Annotated in this window: 17 protein-coding genes; 8 read left to right on the forward strand and 9 right to left on the reverse strand. The window is 63.9% G+C overall.

Features of this window, described 5'->3' with window-relative positions; translation table 11 throughout:
* Positions 1-84: 84 nt before the first annotated feature.
* The 6 genes from V5E97_RS06590 (at position 85) to V5E97_RS06615 (ending at position 8495) form a co-directional block, all read left to right on the forward strand.
* Entirely contained in the window at positions 85-3990 is a 3906-nt protein-coding gene (locus V5E97_RS06590) for a hypothetical protein (RefSeq protein WP_406698518.1), read from the forward strand.
* A 95-nt stretch (positions 3991-4085) separates the two neighbouring features.
* Entirely contained in the window at positions 4086-4730 is a 645-nt protein-coding gene (locus V5E97_RS06595) for a hypothetical protein (RefSeq protein WP_406698519.1), read from the forward strand.
* Positions 4727-5806 carry a prenyltransferase/squalene oxidase repeat-containing protein gene (locus tag V5E97_RS06600; RefSeq protein WP_406698520.1) on the forward strand — a complete coding sequence of 360 codons (1080 nt, stop codon included), beginning with the start codon at positions 4727-4729 and terminating at the stop codon, positions 5804-5806. Before V5E97_RS06595 ends, V5E97_RS06600 begins: the two co-directional genes overlap by 4 nt.
* Before the next feature lie 210 nt (positions 5807-6016).
* Positions 6017-6373 (forward strand): hypothetical protein, encoded by a 357-nt coding sequence (locus V5E97_RS06605; RefSeq protein WP_406698521.1) that lies wholly within the window; start codon positions 6017-6019, stop codon positions 6371-6373.
* Positions 6374-7179: 806 nt separating this feature from the next.
* Positions 7180-8160, forward strand: a complete 981-nt coding sequence (locus V5E97_RS06610; RefSeq protein ID WP_406698522.1) for a DUF1559 family PulG-like putative transporter — start codon at positions 7180-7182, stop codon at positions 8158-8160.
* A gap of 146 nt (positions 8161-8306) precedes the next feature.
* The gene (locus V5E97_RS06615) at positions 8307-8495 is read left to right on the forward strand and encodes a hypothetical protein (protein WP_406698523.1); all 189 of its coding nucleotides are present in this window, start codon (positions 8307-8309) and stop codon (positions 8493-8495) included.
* A 283-nt stretch (positions 8496-8778) separates the two neighbouring features.
* Here V5E97_RS06615 and V5E97_RS06620 read toward each other — a convergent pair whose 3' ends face one another.
* The 3 genes from V5E97_RS06620 to V5E97_RS06630 all read right to left on the reverse strand — a co-directional run bounded on the left by V5E97_RS06620 (position 8779) and on the right by V5E97_RS06630 (position 10474).
* On the reverse strand, positions 8779-9030 hold the full coding sequence (locus V5E97_RS06620; protein ID WP_406698524.1) for a hypothetical protein: 252 nt from the start codon (positions 9028-9030) through the stop codon (positions 8779-8781).
* Between the two features lie 132 nt (positions 9031-9162).
* Positions 9163-10269, reverse strand: a complete 1107-nt coding sequence (locus V5E97_RS06625) for a phospholipase D-like domain-containing protein (RefSeq protein WP_406698525.1) — start codon at positions 10267-10269, stop codon at positions 9163-9165.
* A gap of 67 nt (positions 10270-10336) precedes the next feature.
* Positions 10337-10474 (reverse strand): hypothetical protein, encoded by a 138-nt coding sequence (locus V5E97_RS06630; RefSeq protein WP_406698526.1) that lies wholly within the window; start codon positions 10472-10474, stop codon positions 10337-10339.
* A gap of 315 nt (positions 10475-10789) precedes the next feature.
* Here V5E97_RS06630 and V5E97_RS06635 point away from each other — a divergent pair, with 315 nt between their 5' ends.
* Positions 10790-11626 carry a ThuA domain-containing protein gene (locus V5E97_RS06635; RefSeq protein WP_406698527.1) on the forward strand — a complete coding sequence of 279 codons (837 nt, stop codon included), beginning with the start codon at positions 10790-10792 and terminating at the stop codon, positions 11624-11626.
* 107 nt (positions 11627-11733) lie between these two features.
* Here V5E97_RS06635 and V5E97_RS06640 read toward each other — a convergent pair whose 3' ends face one another.
* From V5E97_RS06640 to V5E97_RS06655, 4 genes are all read right to left on the reverse strand, one after another.
* Positions 11734-12168, reverse strand: a complete 435-nt coding sequence (locus V5E97_RS06640) for a VOC family protein (RefSeq protein ID WP_406698528.1) — start codon at positions 12166-12168, stop codon at positions 11734-11736.
* Positions 12169-12181: 13 nt separating this feature from the next.
* Positions 12182-12571 carry a DUF1398 domain-containing protein gene (locus tag V5E97_RS06645; RefSeq protein ID WP_406698529.1) on the reverse strand — a complete coding sequence of 130 codons (390 nt, stop codon included), beginning with the start codon at positions 12569-12571 and terminating at the stop codon, positions 12182-12184.
* 3 nt (positions 12572-12574) lie between these two features.
* The gene (locus V5E97_RS06650) at positions 12575-13033 is read right to left on the reverse strand and encodes a MarR family winged helix-turn-helix transcriptional regulator (RefSeq protein WP_406698530.1); all 459 of its coding nucleotides are present in this window, start codon (positions 13031-13033) and stop codon (positions 12575-12577) included.
* 198 nt (positions 13034-13231) lie between these two features.
* Positions 13232-14641 carry an inorganic phosphate transporter gene (locus tag V5E97_RS06655; protein ID WP_406698531.1) on the reverse strand — a complete coding sequence of 470 codons (1410 nt, stop codon included), beginning with the start codon at positions 14639-14641 and terminating at the stop codon, positions 13232-13234.
* Positions 14642-14759: 118 nt separating this feature from the next.
* Between V5E97_RS06655 and V5E97_RS06660 the strand changes: the two genes are divergently transcribed.
* Positions 14760-16007 (forward strand): tyrosine-type recombinase/integrase, encoded by a 1248-nt coding sequence (locus tag V5E97_RS06660; protein ID WP_406698532.1) that lies wholly within the window; start codon positions 14760-14762, stop codon positions 16005-16007.
* Positions 16008-16167: 160 nt separating this feature from the next.
* Here the strand turns inward: V5E97_RS06660 and V5E97_RS06665 are convergent, their stop codons facing one another.
* Positions 16168-16578: a hypothetical protein gene (locus tag V5E97_RS06665; protein WP_406698533.1), complete on the reverse strand. Its 411-nt coding sequence runs from the start codon at positions 16576-16578 to the stop codon at positions 16168-16170.
* 207 nt (positions 16579-16785) lie between these two features.
* Positions 16786-17085, reverse strand: a complete 300-nt coding sequence (locus V5E97_RS06670; RefSeq protein ID WP_406698534.1) for a hypothetical protein — start codon at positions 17083-17085, stop codon at positions 16786-16788.
* Position 17086 lies beyond the last annotated feature (1 nt).

The raw sequence follows: 17086 nt of genomic DNA on the forward strand, positions 1-17086 counted from the left end.
GCCTGGCCGTACCCTGGATCGATCCAAGGCCTTGCCGGCGCGTCGCCGTCCCATGCAACGGCCCAAAACAAGGGGTTCCCCGCGATGGCCCAGGTCACGCCCCCGGCTCGTTCCGCATCGCCGCCCTTGCCCGACGCGATCCGCCATCTCCTCGGTCGGCTCGACCGTCGACTTCGCGCCGCGTCTGTGCTCCGGGGCCTCGGGATGGCCACCGTCGTCGCGGCCTTCGGTGCGGCACTTGGGATGACGGCCGACTTCGTCTGGGTCTTGCCACTGGCCGTCCGTTGGGGGATCTGGAGCCTCTGGTGGGTCGCGGTCGGACTGCTCCTGGCCTCGCGCGTCGTCGTTCCGCTGGGCCGTAAGGCCGATCCGCTGGAACTGGCCGCGATGGCCGAGCATGCTGAGCCGAGTCTCGGCGAGCGGCTGACCGCGGTGGTTGGCTTGCTCGGTCGTGCCGGACGCCCGAACGGCTCCCCCGAGATGGTCGCCGCCCTCGCTCGCGCCGCCTCGGCCTATGCCGGCTTGATGGATTCCTCGCGTCTGGTCTCGCTCCGTGGCGCGGTCAGGTGGCTGGCCTTGGGCGGGCTCGCGTTGGCCCTGGTTGTCGTGCCGAGCCTGATCCGGCCCGATCCGTTCGGCGCTCTGGCCCGGCGGTTCCTGGCCCCTTGGGCCGACCTCGATCGGGTCGGCCGGTATGTCCTGACGGTCTTACCGGGCGATGGTCCGGCCGCTCTGGGGGCCGACTTGTCGATCTCGGCCCAGGTCCAACCTCGCTACGGTCAAGATCCCGCCCCCGCAAGCGCCTGGCTCGAGTGGACCGAGGAGGGCAAAGGGGGCGCGCGTCGGGTCGCGATGCCCGAGACGGAGGCGCGCGGACCTCGTTCGTCCTCGGGGCCTCGTGCGTTTTCGGTGACTCTGCCGAGGCTGGCCGGCTCGTTGCGGTACCGGGTCATCAGCGGGTCGGCCGTCAGTCGATCGTTCCGGATCAAGGCGATCGAGCCGCCATCGGTCGTCGCGGTCGAGGCACGGGTGGAGCCGCCCGCATACACCGGCTTGCCGACCGCCCTGGCACGCGACCCCAGACGGATCGAGGCCTGGGAAGGAAGCCGGATCAGCTTGGACGTTTCGGCGAGCCGGCCGATCACCGCGGTCGAGGTCGGATGGCCGAAGCGGCCGCAGCCGGTTGCAGCGGTGCTGGGAGCCGATCGGAAACGGGCTTCGGCGATGGTGATCGCCGAGGAGTCCGGCCCCTACACGATTTCGCTCCGCGACGAGCAAGGTCTGTCGGGCTCTCTCGAACCGTTGCGTCGATTGGTCGTTCGGGGCGATGCGCCTCCGGTGGTTGCCGTCCAGGGGCCGGACGCGACGGCCGAATCAGGGCCTGAGGATACGTTACGCGTGACCGTCTCGGCCCGCGACGATGTTGCGGTGGCCTCGGTCGAGCTCCATTATGGGATCCAACGCGGGGGGACCGCGGCGAGCGCCGAGGCCGAAGGGGCCGGGACGGGCCAGGTCGTCGCGGCCCTGAAAGGCCAGGGGACGCGGTCGGCTCGGGGCGAGGCGTCCTTGGACCTCGGGCCGCTCGGACTGAGGCCGGGGGATACGCTGTCGTATCGCGTTCGCGTGGCCGACAATCGCCCCGCCCCGCGCGGGCCGAACATCGTCTGGTCGCCGGCCGGGACCTTGGCGATCGTCGTGGGTGCCGAGTCGTTGCAGACGCGGCAGGCCCGGGCCGAACGCGAGGCGTTTCAGGCAAAGCTTGATGCGTTGAAGACGGCGAACGCCGAGAACCGCAAGGAGACCGAGCAGCTTCGCTACGCCGCCGACGCCGTGCAGCGCGGCAATGGCGAGTGGGACCGGGATCGCCAGCAGGCACTCACCCGACGCGAGGCCGAGGCCAGGAACGTCAGCGACCGGCTCCAGCTCCTGGCCCGCGAACTTGCCGCCGACCCGCGCTTCGGGCTGCTCGCCCGTCCGACCCGGCAGATCGCCGATGTCGAGGCCGAGGCCAGTCGCGCGATGCTCGAACAGGCAAGAGGGCAGGCCGATCCCGCTCGCCGCCTCAACGACCTCCGCCAGGCCGACTCCCGGCTCGCCGCCGTCTCGAGCCGGCTCGATGACCTCCAGCGCCGATTCGACGCCCTGGCCCGCGGCGAGGCGGAGCTTCAGCAGCTTCGCGACCTGGCCAGCCGCGAAGCAAGCCTTGCCGATCAGGCGGCCGACGAGGCCGCCGACCGTGACCAGCTCGACCGGCTCCAGGCCGAACAGGCCGCCGTTCAGAAGGACCTCGAGGCGCTACTCAAGAACTCTCCGGCCCTTCGCGCTGATGTTCTCGCGGCGCAAGCCGCCGAGGCCGAGTCACTCTCCCGACGCGCCCGTGACCTTGCCGCTCGCCAGCGCGACGAGGCCCGTCTCGCCACGGATCTCTCGGCCCAAGGCAAGCAACTCAAGGCGCTGGCCGAGGCTCAGCGAGCGCTCGAGGATGACGCCCGCCGCCTGGCGCTCGAGGTCGACCCGCCGCTTGCGGAGAGCGGTCGAGGGCGATTGAATACCGATCCGCTCCATCAGGCTGCCGAACCGATCGAACGAGGCGACTTTGATCAGGCCCGCCAGCGCCTCGAAATCGCTGAGAGCGAGCTCCGTCGGCTCGTCCGCGACCTCGAGGAGATCCCTGGCGATCCGCGAGCCCTGGCCCAGCGCCTGACCCGCCGGCAGGAGGCGCTGGGATTGCAAGTCGCCGAAGCGATTCGAGTTCAGAAGCCCGCGCAGAGCGCGCCGACGGCCGAGGAGACGAACGCACTCGCGAGGAGCCTTGCCCCCTTGCTGGCGAAGCAGACGGAGATCGGACGCCTGGCCGAGACGATCCAGGCCCCCGCGGACGCCGACTCCGAAGTGGCAAAACGATTTCCAGGGGACGCCGCCCGCGCGGCGGTCCAGAGCACGGCTCGGGCCGTCGAGGCGTTCAAGGCCCCCACGGCACGCGAGTTGACCGAGCGTCAGAACGACGCGAGACGCGACCTCGGACGCCTGGCCGACCTCTTGCCGACCGCCGCGCGCCGCCAGGAGCCAGTCCGCCGCCAGCTCGATGAGGTCGGCCGCCGGAGCGATGAGGTGGCCCGCGACCTCGCCCGCCACCTCCGTGAGACGGCCCCTCAGCCCGGCCGCCCCCACGACCCGAATCGGGCCGCCGAAGACCTCGCCAACCGCCTGGCCGCACTCGCCCCCATCCAGGCCAAGGTCGCCGACGCCCTGGAGAAGGGGACGCTCGAATCCGATCCTCGTCTCGAACCCCAGCGCGCCCGCGCGGCCGAGAGTGCACGGGCCCTGGCCGTGGCCCTCAAGGAGCTTGCCGAGAAGAAGGATTCCTCCACCCCCTTGGCGGCGCGACAGGCCTTGCGAGACGCCCTGCCCGCGGCTCAGCTCGAGGCCCGCGCGACGCTCGATCGGCTCCAGCAAAAAATGCAAGGGCGAGTACCCGCCGATGACCTGGTCGGCGAGCTGCTCGACGACCAACGAGCCCTGCAAGAACGGACCACGAAGCCGGTCGACCGCGCTGTCGAGGCCGCCGACCAACGGAGGATTGCGCGGGCGCTCCGGGCCTTGCCCGCCCCCGACGCCCCACTTGAACAGTCCGAGGCCGTCCGCCAGGCGGAGCAGGCCGCCTTGGCCCTGGCCGAAGCTCCCGCCGATGCCGCCGCCCCGAACCAGGCTTCGCACGAGGCAGTTGGTAAAGCCGTCGAGGCCGCGCGTGCCCTGGCTGACCGGCTTCGCGGCCGGCAAGCCTTGACGCCGGCACTTGCCCCGAAGTCGGAAACCCCCGTGGCCCCGGTCGATCGAGAACTCGAGATCGGCGTGCAGCAGGCCGAGGCGGCGAGTCAGCTCGCGCGCCGCGAACGCTTGCTCCGCGAACGTCTCCAGACGATCTCGGGTGACCGGGTGGAACCGCAGCAGGCTCTGAGCCGGAGGCGGCCGCACTCGGCCGTGAACTGACCGGACTCGGTGAGCGGGCTCGTCCGCTCAGCCCTCGGGCTCACGGCCCGGCACACGAGGCGGCTCAACTCCTCGGCGAGCAGGCTCCGCGTGCCATGGACCAAGGGGCCGATCAGCTCGCCAAGGGCCAGGCCGCCGCGGCCCGCGACTCCCAGCGTCGGGCCGCCGAGATCGTCGAACGCGGTGCCCAGCAGGCCGAAGACCTCGCGGCCTCGCTCCGCGCTGACCGCCCGGCCGAGTCCCAGCCTGCCCCCGGTCAGGCCACCCCGCACGGCCCGCTCGACGCCGCTCGTGAGTCGATGCGCCAGGCGGCCCGCCAACTCGACCAGGCGCGGGACCCCGCCCAGGGTGGGCAAGCCGCCCAAAACGTTCAGCAGGCTTTGAACCAGGCCGCCCAGGAGCTGAACGCCGCCGCCAAGCACGCTGCCGCGATTCAAGGCCAAGGAGCGGAATCGGACCCTGCCCGGTCCGAGCTTGCCGACCAGGGCGAGTCGGGCCCGGGCGACCCTGGAGGGCGGAACCGCGACCCCAAAGGGGCTGTCGCCGCGCCGGGGACTCTCGATCTGAGCGAGCTCCAGGCCCTGATCCAGCGCAAGACCGGCCGCGCCTGGGGCGAGCTCCCCGGCCACCTTCGCACCGAGATCCTGCAAATGTCGCAGAGCCGCTATCGCGACGACTACGCCCGGCTCATCCAGCTCTACTTTCAGGAGATCGCCACCGGCGATTCGCCACGGCCATGACCTGGTTCCGCACCGCCGCCCCCTCCTTGGTCTTGCTGCTCGCCGCTCTCATCCTCGGCCTTCCGATCGCGCTCAACGCGCAGGATGTGTCCGGCGGGGCGACGACCCCTCGGCCGGCCTCACCCGAGGCTGATGCGGCGATCCATCGCGCCCTGGACTATTTGAAGTCTGCGCAGAAGCCCGACGGATCGTGGGAGTCGGGCGGGTTCGGCCGGGCCACCTCGGTCACCTCGCTCGCGGTGATGGCGTTCCTCTCCGCCGGCCACGTCCCTGGCGAGCCCGGCCCGTATCGCGAGTCGGTCGAGAACGGGGTCCGCTACGTCCTCGATCACCAGCGGGCCAACGGCCTGCTCGTCTCGAACACGAGCCACGGCCCGATGTACTGCCACGGAATCAGCACGTTGATGCTTGCCGAAGTGGTCGGTATGACCGCCGGGGCCCCGTTGGCCGACCGGGCTCGCGAGGCCCTGGGCCGTGCGGTCAAGCTGATCCTGCTCGCTCAGAACCTGGCCAAGAACCCGGAAAACAGTGGCGGTTGGCGCTATCAGCCGACCAGCAGAGATAGCGACCTCAGCGTCAGCGGCTGGCAGGTCATGGCGCTTCGCGCGGCCAAGTCGGCCGGCTGCGCCGTCCCTTCCGAGAACATCGACCGAGCGATCGACTACCTCAAACGCTGCGCCAGCCAGGAAGGGGGCTTTGGCTACCAGCCTGGCGGCGGTCCGAACAACCCAAGGACCGGCACCGGCATCCTCGCCCTGGAAATCTGCGGCGAGCACCAGAGCAGCGAAGCGGTCGCCGGCGCAGAGTACCTTCTCAAGCATCCCCCCCGGTGGGCCGGTTCCTACTTCTTCTACGAAGTTTATTACTGTTCGCAAGCCATGTTCCAGATGGGTGACAAATACTTCCTCGCCTACTACCCCAAGCTCGTCGCGATCCTTCTCGAAAATCAAGACCGCGACGGTAGCTGGCTCTCGGCCGACGGCAATGACCGCTCCGGTGGCCGGAACTATTGCACGGCGATGGCGGTGCTCGCCCTGGCGGTGGAATATCGTTATTTGCCGATTTATCAGAGGTAGAGGTAGGTCGTTGCATTGGCCAGGCGACCGCTGGGATGGGGCGCGAGGCCGGTCGGTCTGATCGCCCCTGGGATCGTCGTTGAGGCGGTAGATTCGTGACTGCTGGACGAAGTGGCAGGAGCCGGCCCCTGGTTGGCTGGCTCCCGCCGTTGTAGCATTGCGCTTGTGGGTCTTGCCGGCTCACATCCTCCATAAAAGGAGCCACAAGCCATGCAGGAACCGTCGTCGAAGGGCGAGGAACCCAACCCCTCGATTTCGAAGGATATTGAGAAACTCGCGCAACGCCTGCGTGAGGCGGAGCATCTGGAGCCGGAAGTCCGGGCGGAGATGGCCGACCTCCTGGCCGACCTGACCGCCGTGCTTCATCCCCCCGAGCCTCAGACGGAAGCGCTGGCCGAGAGCACGGCCCAACTGGTACGAGCCGTGAGCGACCAGCACGAACCCGGACTGATCGAAGCGGCCAAGGAACGACTGGAGGAAGCGGTCGTCCGCGCGGAAACGAAGGCTCCGGTCGCGACCGAAATCGTCCTTAGGCTGATCGACGTGCTGTCCGGCATTGGGATCTGAGTCGGCCGCTTGTCCTCCTCTCGCTCATCGCCGCGCGAGGTGACCGAGCGAGCCTGTCTTTTTCTGATTTCCTGAATTCGCGGATCCAACGCTACAGGCTGCAATGAACCTACCGATCAGGATGGGCTCGTCGATCCACGTCTCTTGATCCCCAAGGGACAGCGGCGGGATCTCCACATGACATCTCTGGAGCCACCCGACGGTGGATCGCGACCGAACGACTCGCGTTATGCCTGTAGCCTGCTTTATGGTTGCAAGCCGCACAAATTCGCACGGCCGCCATGCGATATGTTCGTATCCAGTCCCAATAATTTTTGCGTCCCAGGTTTTGTTCTTGACGGAAACCCGCCCGCTCCGTAATGCTTCACTAAATCACAACTCTGCTTTACCTGGCTTCTTGAACGAATGAAATAGGTTTCACGGCACACCGAATTCCTTGGGAGTTCGATTGTTGAAACCACCGATTCGTTGTCCGTGCAGTGGCACAGGCGTTGGAAGCATCAGCGGTCGTGCGCAGGTCACAGGGCGAGTGGTACATTGAAGGGGAATTGATACGGATCCTCGCCCTTTTGGGAGCTGCGGTCAAGGGGGGGCGCGTCTAGCGCCGATGACTGATGCCTGGCCTGGCGCAACGCCGAGAGAGAGGAGGGCAAGCCCTTAAATTCGAAAAAAGACTCTGGTTGAGGAGTCAGGGCGTTGTTGCCTGGATAAGCGGTTCTTTGGCGGGGCGCTCGCTGAACGTCTCTTCGGACAATCACCGCGAGTCGTATTTTACAGAACGCCTTTCGTGACTGAGGAGCGAGATCATGTCCACCCGGCGTCGTGCGTTCACCTTGATCGAATTGCTGGTTGTTATCGCCATTATTGCTGTTCTGATCGCGTTACTATTGCCCGCCGTACAGGCGGCGCGAGAGGCTGCGCGGCGTGCCCAATGTATTAATAATTTTAAGCAAATGGGCATTGCTATGCATAACTATCATGATACGACGGGGTCGTTTCCGATCGGCCGCATGGGAAGTGGTTATTCCTACGCGACGGTTTCGCCGAACGATAATCGGAGAACTTGGGCGTTTATGATTTTGCCCTTCTTCGAGCAAGGGGCCCTCTACAACGCGATCAACTTCAGCGTTCCGTTCTACGAGTGGGAGCAGACAACCGCGCTGATGACAAGCCTCTCGATCTGGCAATGCCCGAGCGATGCCGGCGCGAAGAGCATTCAGGAACCCAACTTGCGATACCGACGCCGGAAGGCGAGCATGGCCGCGAATTGGGGCAACTCCCACTTCTGGCAGAACGAGGCAGGGCGAGGTACGGCCGGCCCAAACCCCTGGACTGCCAACGTTCCCGCGGGCCCGGTCACCTTCAGCGGCGCCCCGTTCAAGGGGAACTTGTCGACGTCTCTACGGGACATGACCGACGGCACGAGCAACACCTTGCTGGTGGGTGAAGTCGTTGTCGGTGTCAACGATGACGTCAACTACGATCATCGCGGCGATATTTTTAATGATGACTACAACTGCGCGATGTTCATGGCGTACACGACTCCTAACTCCAAGATTCCCGACCAACTTGCCTACTGCGCTCCCCCCGAGAAGGTTTCGGGGAACCCGCCTTGCAATACCAATGAGCCGAAATTCAACGCCTCGCGAAGCCGACACTCGGGCGGGGTCAATGCCGTGTTTGGCGACGGCAGCGCCCGGTTCGTCAAGGATAGCGTCAACTTGAATGTTTGGCGTGCCCTGAGTACCCCGAACGGCGGCGAAGTGATTAGTTCCGATGCCTATTGAATGAGTCTTATGTGAGGATTTCGGGAGCAAGCTGAACGGTTGCATTCCCCCCCCTTCGAGTTTGACAGGCGGGCTCTCTGGGCCCCGATCCTTCGTCATATCAGGAACGGACCAAGACTCAAGTAGCGAACCCAAGGAACGTAAGAATGGCCATTTCGTCTCGAATCCGCTCCTCGCTCGCCCTGTTCCTCCTTGCCGGACCCTCAATATTCGGTTGCAGTAGTGAACCGCCGCCGCCCGAGGCCACTCCGGCGGTCGCTTCGCCAGCCGCCGACACCGGCCCGCCCAGCGGCGCTGCCGCCGACGCCGCGCGGGCGAGGTCTGCTCGGAAATAAATAGTAGGGATGTGTAAGTTCAGTTGTAACCCCGTTGTTTTGGCGATGGCCTCGGGGGCACCGCCTCCGCCTGCAAGATGCAAACAACCCGTCGGTAGACCGCAGTTAGGCAGCGGTCATCCCTCAGAAAATCAAGAAAAGCCGGAGTCGGGAGCCACGCTACCGGTCTTTCCGCCCGGCCTCGGTGGGGCCCGGATCCATCAATCCGGTGCCCTTCCTCCAGTGTCGAGAGCCATGAGTAGAGTGGGTCGGGCTCCTCATTTCTGAAGTAGATGCCTCCTCGTCAATCACGCGGTAATTTCGCAGATGGGATACCACCGTGGGCGTCCCCCTCCGCCTTCCAGATCTGACGGATCAGGTTGAGGCGGCGGGTCACGGTATTGCCTCCGAGAAAATTGGCGTGGCACGCGACGACGCTCGATTCCCATCCCTTGTGGTATCGGATTAGCCCGACGTTAGGGCCACCGTCACCCACCCGTTCGGCACGGAGATGAATCGATGACGATTCCGACTGGTCCAGGATGGACTCAGGCACTGGACGAGCCACCCCGATGGGGGCGGCCCCTTCTGGTCGATTCGTCTTGCAGGTAAGTCTTTATGAGTAATCGGCAGCCCAGTAAATGGGCATAACGTTAATGGGCCTTGACCCGCCGCGGACGGCCCTGCCTCAGCCGACGGCCGTCGGGCCCGCGTCGTTCGTGCGGAGCCAATCGCTCTGGAACTGGCTCCGCAGACGCCGCGCGACGGTCGGCCGTTGGAGGATGATCCCCAACTCCCGATCCTGGCCCGTCTCGGTGGCGTCGAGGTCGATCGAGCCGAGGTAGACGGTCCGGCGATCCACGACCATGGATTTGGCGTGCAAGTAGGGCATGGCCGTGGGGTCGGGCGAAAGGCTCGTGGTGACGTGGACCGCGACGCCGTTGTCGGCCAGGGAACGCAGGGCCGGGAGATTGTCGTTGCCCGCCCGCGAGCGCACCGGCGCGATCAGGCGGACCCGTACCCCGCGCCGAGCGGCCGCGACCAGTTGGCCCTGGAGGAACGCGTCATCGACGACCTCGCTCGTCACTTCGAGCGTGTGCCGCGCCCCGGTGATCAGCCGCGAGAGTTGAGCGCTCGCGTTGGTCGGGGCGACGATCAGCCTTGGATCGTTGATGGCTGGGGTCGGATTGTAGGGAGGCGGGGTCACCCCCGCCGGCGCCGAGGAGGCCCAGTCGGTCTCGAAAACCGCTGCCACCTCGCGCAGGATGCGCGGGTCGCCCAGCACGACCCCGTAGTCCCGCGTGTCCTGAAACGTTGGAGGGACGATGCACATAGTCATGATCATGACCTGGCGCTGGTCCACCAGAATGTACTTCGGGAAGCTTTGAGGGAAGACCGGATTGCTCAGCCGGACCTGCACTCCTCCTGCCGTGAGCCGGGCCGCTTGTTGCTGCTCGGGGGGCTTGGCGAGGTAATCGGCCCGGTCCAGAATGACGCGGACGTTGACCCCCCGCGCTCTTGCCGCGAGCAAGGCGTCGACAAGTTCGGGGTCGCTGAAGTTGCAGATTCCGACCCGGATCTCTGACTTTGCCGCCGTGATCGCCCTCAGGATCGGCCCTCGTCCCGCCTCGGGCTCGATGAACAAACGGGGGGGCTCCGTCGCCGGTCCCCCCCGCAAGGCCCTGACCTCCGCCACGGGCGCCAGCGACCGTCCGCCCGAGAGGAGGTGTCGAGACTCAAGGCCTTCTGCGCAGGGAACTTTTCCGTGGACCGGTCGGTAACGGGCAGGTTTCATCGCAGAAGTTGCTCCGAGGTGGCGTGGATCGGTCCGGGAGCCGTCGGCGGGGAACGTGAGAGGTTTGTCAGGTGGTGCCATCGCTCCGGAGCACCACGGCGGTCCGTGAAATCACGAGCGACACGGCCGTGCTCAAGTCTACCACCCGACTTGGAGACTGGGTGGCGGTGGCGGTCATCAAGAAGGCGAAGCGAACTCTCGACACGGACGATCCGGAGAGAGAGCTTACCAGACACGAATCCCGAAGATCCCAAGCTTGAGGAACAGCGATGGTTGTTACTTTCGTCCGACTCGATCGTTGAAGAGAACGGGATCGTGGATGACGGGTTGGAACGTCCGAGCACTCTTCGGTCCTTCCTCCAAGTCTCTCCAAAACGCCATCAAACTTGATCCTATGACATTTTGACCGTGGGGTGCCCAAAGAGTAGGATCTCGTTTCGCTGACCTCTCACTTCCAGGTTGGGGGCCTGCGCCAGCCGTGGCATCCGAGCATTGTGTTGCACCTTCGACAGGGACAACCATGAGACCCAGCCGACTCCGCCTCCTCTCCCGAATCGTCTCGCTCAGTATCGCCGCCTGCGTGGCCCTCGTGGTGGCCTCAGCAATCGGTCGAGCGGAAGATCGTCCGGAAGCAAAACTCCCTGAGAAACCATTCCGGGTCCTGGTTTTCTCTGCGACGGGCTGGTATCGCCATCCCGAGATCCCCAGGACCAACGGCTGGCTTGTGAGGTTGGGGCGGGAGCAGGGGTATGCCGTGGACGTGACCGAGACGCCAGGTGACCTCACCGCCGATCGGTTGGCGGCGTACCGGGTCTTGGTGCTGAATAACGCCAACGAACTCGGCAAGATCCTTGACGATCCTCAGAAGAAGGCCGTTGAGGACTGGTCCCGCCATGGGGGTGGGATCGTCGGCCTCCATGCCGCCCTGGTCCATCAGATCGGCTGGCCCTGGCTCTCGCAACTCGGCGGTGCCGACTTTGATAGCGACTCGGACTTCGCCCGTGCCCGCCTGGTGGTCGACCCGGCAGCCAAGGATCACCCGGCCGTGAGCGGCCAAGGGGACGAGTTCTGGTATTCGGCAGACTGGCACAACCACGACCGCTCGGTGAGCGGCAAGAAGGGATTCCAGGTTTTGATGCGGCTCGACGAATCGAGCTATGAGCCTGTGCGTGCTTATTTCAAAGAGAGGGGCGGCAAGGCGATGGGCAAGGACCATCCGACGGCCTGGGTCCACGAGGCCGGGCCTGAGGGGGGCCGCTTCTTCTATACGGAACTGGGCCACGACTTGCGGTCGCTGGACACGGAGTTCGGCCGACGGCATGTCGGAGCGGCAATGCGCTGGGCGGCGGGCGAATGAGTTCATCTCGCTGGCTGAAGAGGCCCCGAAGGTCGGTCATCGTCACCGGCTCTCACCTTCTGGATCCGCCATTTCATTCGGGAGACGGTAAGCCGCGGCCAGCGATCTCAGGTTCGCCCGTGTCCGTAGATCGCCCAGAACCCGGGGCTGATCAGTTCGGCAAGGTTGCCGTCCGGGTCGCGGAAGTAAATACTCTTGGCCTCGCCAGGCCAGTTCACCACGCTCTCGACCGCAACCCCCTCAGTTTCGAGGCGGCTCTGCCACGCCTCCACGTCCTCTGAGGCGATCGAAAAGGCGAAGTGGTAACCCCCGGAAGTGCCGCCGTGGGGCGGGATCACTCCGCCGCCGCCCGGTACGGGGAAGGGCGCTTTTGTGCCCCCCTCGGGGAACAGGAGCAGGACGCTCTTTCCTGCAACGTCCAAGGCGATGATCCGCTCGCTCTCCACGAGTGTGGGAAAGCCAAAAATACGGCGGTAGAACTCCGCTGCCCGCTGAAGGTCCGAGACATAGAGGGCCGTCTCGAGGATTCCGCCGACCTGCATGGCTCGCTCCTAATCATGAGGGGAACAGCTCGACGTGGAAATTGCCGTTGCGACCGAAGTAGATGGCCTTTCGGCCGTTGAGGTAGACGCTGTAGCTGGCCGTCCCGGCGGCCATGACTCTTTGAAGGAACTCGGGATATCCGATGTTCCCCTGCTGGCTCGCCCTGATCGCTTCCTGCACCGTCCTGGTTGTGAACTCCAACGGGACCGCCGGGGCATCTGCCAGCGGTATCGCTTCGAGGTGGGTCGAGCCGTCGAGGCCAAAGTGCCTCTTCTCGAGGCGCGTCAGGTCGACGTCGTAACGCTCGACGCCGGTCGCGAGCATCTTCTCCACCGTCTCGGGGAAGGTCCTTCGCCCGGCGAATGCTTCCATCAGGCACTCGTGCAAGATCGCTTGGTCCATCGTTCACTCCAGGGCCTTGCCCTTGAACCCGTTCTTGGTCAGTAATGTCCGCACCGTCGCCAGGAGCTGGTGCCGCTCCTCTTCGCCGATGACGCCGAAAAAGGCCTCGTCGTTCTCGTCCGCTTCCCTCGCCAACACCGGCACAAGCTGCTTTCCAGCCTCGCTTAGCCGGAGCCGAACGGTTCGTCGATTGGCCGGATCGGGCTCGCGGACGATCATCCCCTTCTGAAGGAGCCGCTCGACCATCCGGGAGAGAGCCCCGTTGTCGACCCCGACCGTCGCCGCAAGCTCGTTCAGGGACGTGTTCTCCGCGTCGTAGAGGCAGCGGAGCACAACCCATTGCGGGACACTGATGTCGTGCTGCTCAAGGCGCTCGGCGAAAGCGTTGCTGACGAGATTGGAAAGACACCTGAGCCAGTAGCCGAGGTGGTCTTCAAGCTGGCTGAGCCGTTTGTTCTTCATGCCGGCAAGTTTATTGCCTAGGCAACAATTGTCAAGGCAAATGAATGTTGGCGTTTCGGCCGTGTATTGCTACTTTCCGAGGGGCCATCGCTTCGGGCGCTCTCCAGCTCACGCGAGAAGTGTGGTTTGCACCCCTCGAAGTCAAGGACTTCGGATGCTCGTCGGAATCAGGTGTCTCTTCACCCCGGCGTTGTTGAGTTAGATGGCCAGACGGAACAAGAGGTAGAGGCCGCCCGCGAGGAGCATTGAGACGGGGAGGGTCAGGAGCCAGGCCAGGGCGATGTTGCGAACGGTGCGACCTTGCAAGCCTGAGCCGCTCGCGGCCATCGTTCCCGCGACGCCCGAGGAGAGGACGTGGGTGGTGCTGACCGGGAGGCCGCCGAGGTCGGCCAGGCCGATTGTGCTCATCGCCACGAGCTCGGCGCTGGCTCCCTGGGCGTAGGTGAGATGGCTCTTGCCGATCTTTTCGCCGACCGTGAGGACGATCCGCTTCCAGCCCACCGTGGTGCCGACCCCCAGCGCGGTGGCCACGGCCATGAGGACCCACGTCGGCGAATACTCAATCAAGGGCTTCAACTCTGCCTTGCAATGCTCGACCGTCTTCCATTCCTGGGCGGACATCCCCGACGGCTTCGCTCGCTTCAAGGTGTTGAGTCCCTTGCTCAGCCTCAACAGGTTGGCCCGGACTTGCCAGCGAGCCCCCTCCGGGATCGCGCGCAGACTCGGGTAGCGCTCCAGGGTCGCGCGGAGGTCGGCCAGTTCATTGAGCAAGGTGGAGGTCCCGGGGATGGATTCACGTTGCTGGAGCAAGTTCTCGAGCTTAGCCGCGGCGGCCAACGTGCGCCGCACTCGAGGCTCGTCGACCTCGGAGTTCAGCGCGTAGTGCGCGGGGAGGACGCCGATCAGGATCAGCATGATCAGCCCGATCCCTTTCTGGCCGTCGTTTGACCCGTGCGCGAAGCTGACCCCGGTGCAGGTGGAAACCAAGACCGCGCGGATCCAGAACGGCGGGGGCCGGTCTTCGAGGGGAGGCTCGTACAGTTCCGGGCTCCGGATCGACGCTTTCAATGCGAGGTACAAGCCCGCCGACAGGGTGAAGCCGATCAAGGGTGAGAGCAGGAGCGAGAGCCCGACCTCACTCGCCTTGTCCCAGTTCACTCCCTCACCGAAGACGTGGCCGGGCAACAGCGAGTTGGCCAGGCCGACCCCGATGATCGCCCCGATCAGGGTGTGTGAGCTCGACGTCGGCAGGCCCAGGAACCAGGTCCCCAGGTTCCAGAGGATCGCCGCGATCAAGAGCGCAAGCACCATCGCCAAGCCCGCCCCCGACCCGGCGCGGATCAGCAAGTCGACCGGCAGCAGGTTCACGATGCTGAATGCGACCGCCGTCCCGCCCAGGTAGACGCCGCAGAAGTTGCAGAACCCCGACCATAGGACGGCCGGCCAGGGGCGGAGCGACTTGGTGTAGATCACCGTGGCGACCGCGTTGGCCGTGTCGTGGAATCCGTTGACGAACTCGAACCCCAAGGCAATCGCCAAGGCCACGATGAGCAAGGCCAGCGAGCCACCGCTGAGGGAATCGGCACCGTTGAATAAGGAGAAGATCATGCCCGGTCCCATTGACCTTGTTTTTGAGCTTATTTTATAGTGGTTTTAGCGAGGGTTTTGATTTGAAATTGCTTCGCTCACATTTTGCTCACATAAAATCGGCAATTGGAGTCTTCCAGTGGCTTACGCTGTGTTCGATTCGAGGCGTGGTACATGGTCGGTTCGCTGGCACAATGGGAAAAGGTATCAGTCGGAAACGATCATACGGCGGCCGCCCAAGGGATGGAAGGCGGGCGACCCTAAGCCAAAAGAACCCCCAGCAGTTCTTGAAGCTCAGGCGGCCCGGACTCGCCAGGAAGAGGCGACGAAGGCGGTTGGATTTGAGCGGATCGATGACATCTCGCTTCAGTCCTTCCTTGACGCAAGAGAGCACGATCGAGAGATCAATGCGGCCGCAAATTCGATCAAGGCAATCCAGTTGACTTTCAGAAATTTTATAGCGTGGTGCGAAAAGAAGGGCGTTATCCGTTTCAATGACGTGACTTCAGCAGTATGCGCCGCATGGTTCGCGGATCGTTCGAGGGACATTAGCCAGAAGACCGGAAAGCCGATTTCTCGCACTTCATTGGCACGCGACCGGGGCTTACTTTCGGCCGCCTGGAACCATGCTGTCAAATTAGAGAAGATTGTTCGAAATCCGTGGGTTGCCGTTGAAATTCCCGAGCGGACTCCCCAAGTTTATCGTGGCTCCTGGACGCCCGAAGAACTTAAACAATTGTTGGGCAATTCAGGGAAATGGCTTCAAAACGTGTTGATTATTGGGTGCAACACTGGTTTGAGAATTTCGGCCCTGCTGGGCTTAGAGTGGCGTGACATTCATTTTTCCAAGCCCGAAGAGGTGGGCCTAGGCACGGTTACAGTTCGGCCAGAACTTGACAAGGCGGGCAAAGGCTACTCCGTGCCGATGAGTCCACTATGCTTTGAAACGCTTCAAGAAATGCACCGCAGCCGAGACAAATCCGTCAAGGCTGTGATTGCTGGGCGGCGAGTGAAGAAGATTGCCAAGGGCAACACGACGGCAGAGGCCATCTGCCTTGCCTGCTCTAAGGCGGGACTCCCGAAGCCGGATAGTCCAAACCACCACATGCGACGCACATTCGGCCGGCAAGCCATCCTTGGACAGCTTACCGGCCGACCTGTACCGCTTTATATTGTGTCGAGATGGATGGGGCATTCGTCGATGAAAACGACGAGCATCTATTTGGATATAAAAGACGACGAAAGCCACAAGTGGATGGAGCCCGTTCAAGGTCGGCCGGACGATCGCGCCCGCCAAGACGACGTAGGCCATTTGCCAGAGGCCACAAATGACTCCCAGTCTGATCGTAGCCAAACTCGAATCGTCGATCCGATTCGAGAATGCTGAGGTGGGAAGTAACCCGCTTCAACCCATTTTTTGAGTGCCGCCACAGACACGCTAAGCTCGTGGGCGATCTCTCGGCACCCGATAAATAGGGGTTTATTCGGAAAGACTTTCTTGGGCCGCCCTCGCTTCGCCTTGGGTGGCTGTTCGATTGTTTCCGTTTTCAATGGCCGATCTCCGCGAGTTCCATCAAGGCTTCGACGCTGCATCCGGTCGGGACGCCCCAAAAATCTTCCAGGATTCGCCGAACCCATTGAGCATGTTTACCCTTGACAATCCGAACGGCGGTCGTCTTACCGGGCGTCCAGAACGAGACCTGGAAGAATCGGGGATGGGTTATCAGGATCTCCAGGATCTTCGCCCCTCCATGGGGGCAATCCCACCGAATGACGATCGCTCCGGCCTCATCTCGCCAGACGGCCGGGCATGGGAAAGCCGGATCGTCGATCTCGGCGAACCGAACAAGTCTTGCCGCGAACCGCTTGCGATCAACATCGCGAATTGATTTGCAGGGCAGGGCGTCAATTCGCCTCAAGGCATCGGCCAGCCAGCATGGCATCAGGTCGACGGTCATGATTTTCCCTTCTCGAAGACGAACAGAATGACCACGCGGCCACCCCAGAATGGCGTGATGACACAGGCCAACGCAAACAGGTAGGCGAACGATGTTGGCAGAAACCGAATTGCCTCATTAGCGGCCGGCACGTGGTTGACGAGAGCCAAGCATCCAGCGATTCCTATCAAGAGGCCAAGAATAGAAGTCAATATGCTTAGCCTCATATCAGTCGCCTCCGATTAATTTGAAATCCAAGCCGAGAACGCTTGCCGTCGATTCTGATCGCCCCTGGGAGTGCTCCCATAGCTCTTGCGCTGCAAGATAGAGCATGCTCAAGAATTCCTCCGTGGGCGGCTCTGTGATCTCAAAGAGTTGGCGGGGAGTGCCGCTACCCACGACGGCCACGAGCAACGTGGCGCGGCAAACCCCTGGCCTTGGCTGGAGCACGAGAGCGACTTCAACCCCGTCCGGGGGGAAAAAGTTCTTGATGGCGATCATGGTTTTGACAAGTTCAATCTCGGTCATG

The sequence above is a fragment of the Singulisphaera photorubra genome (assembly GCF_045290345.1).
GTDB lineage: Bacteria > Planctomycetota > Planctomycetia > Isosphaerales > Isosphaeraceae > Singulisphaera.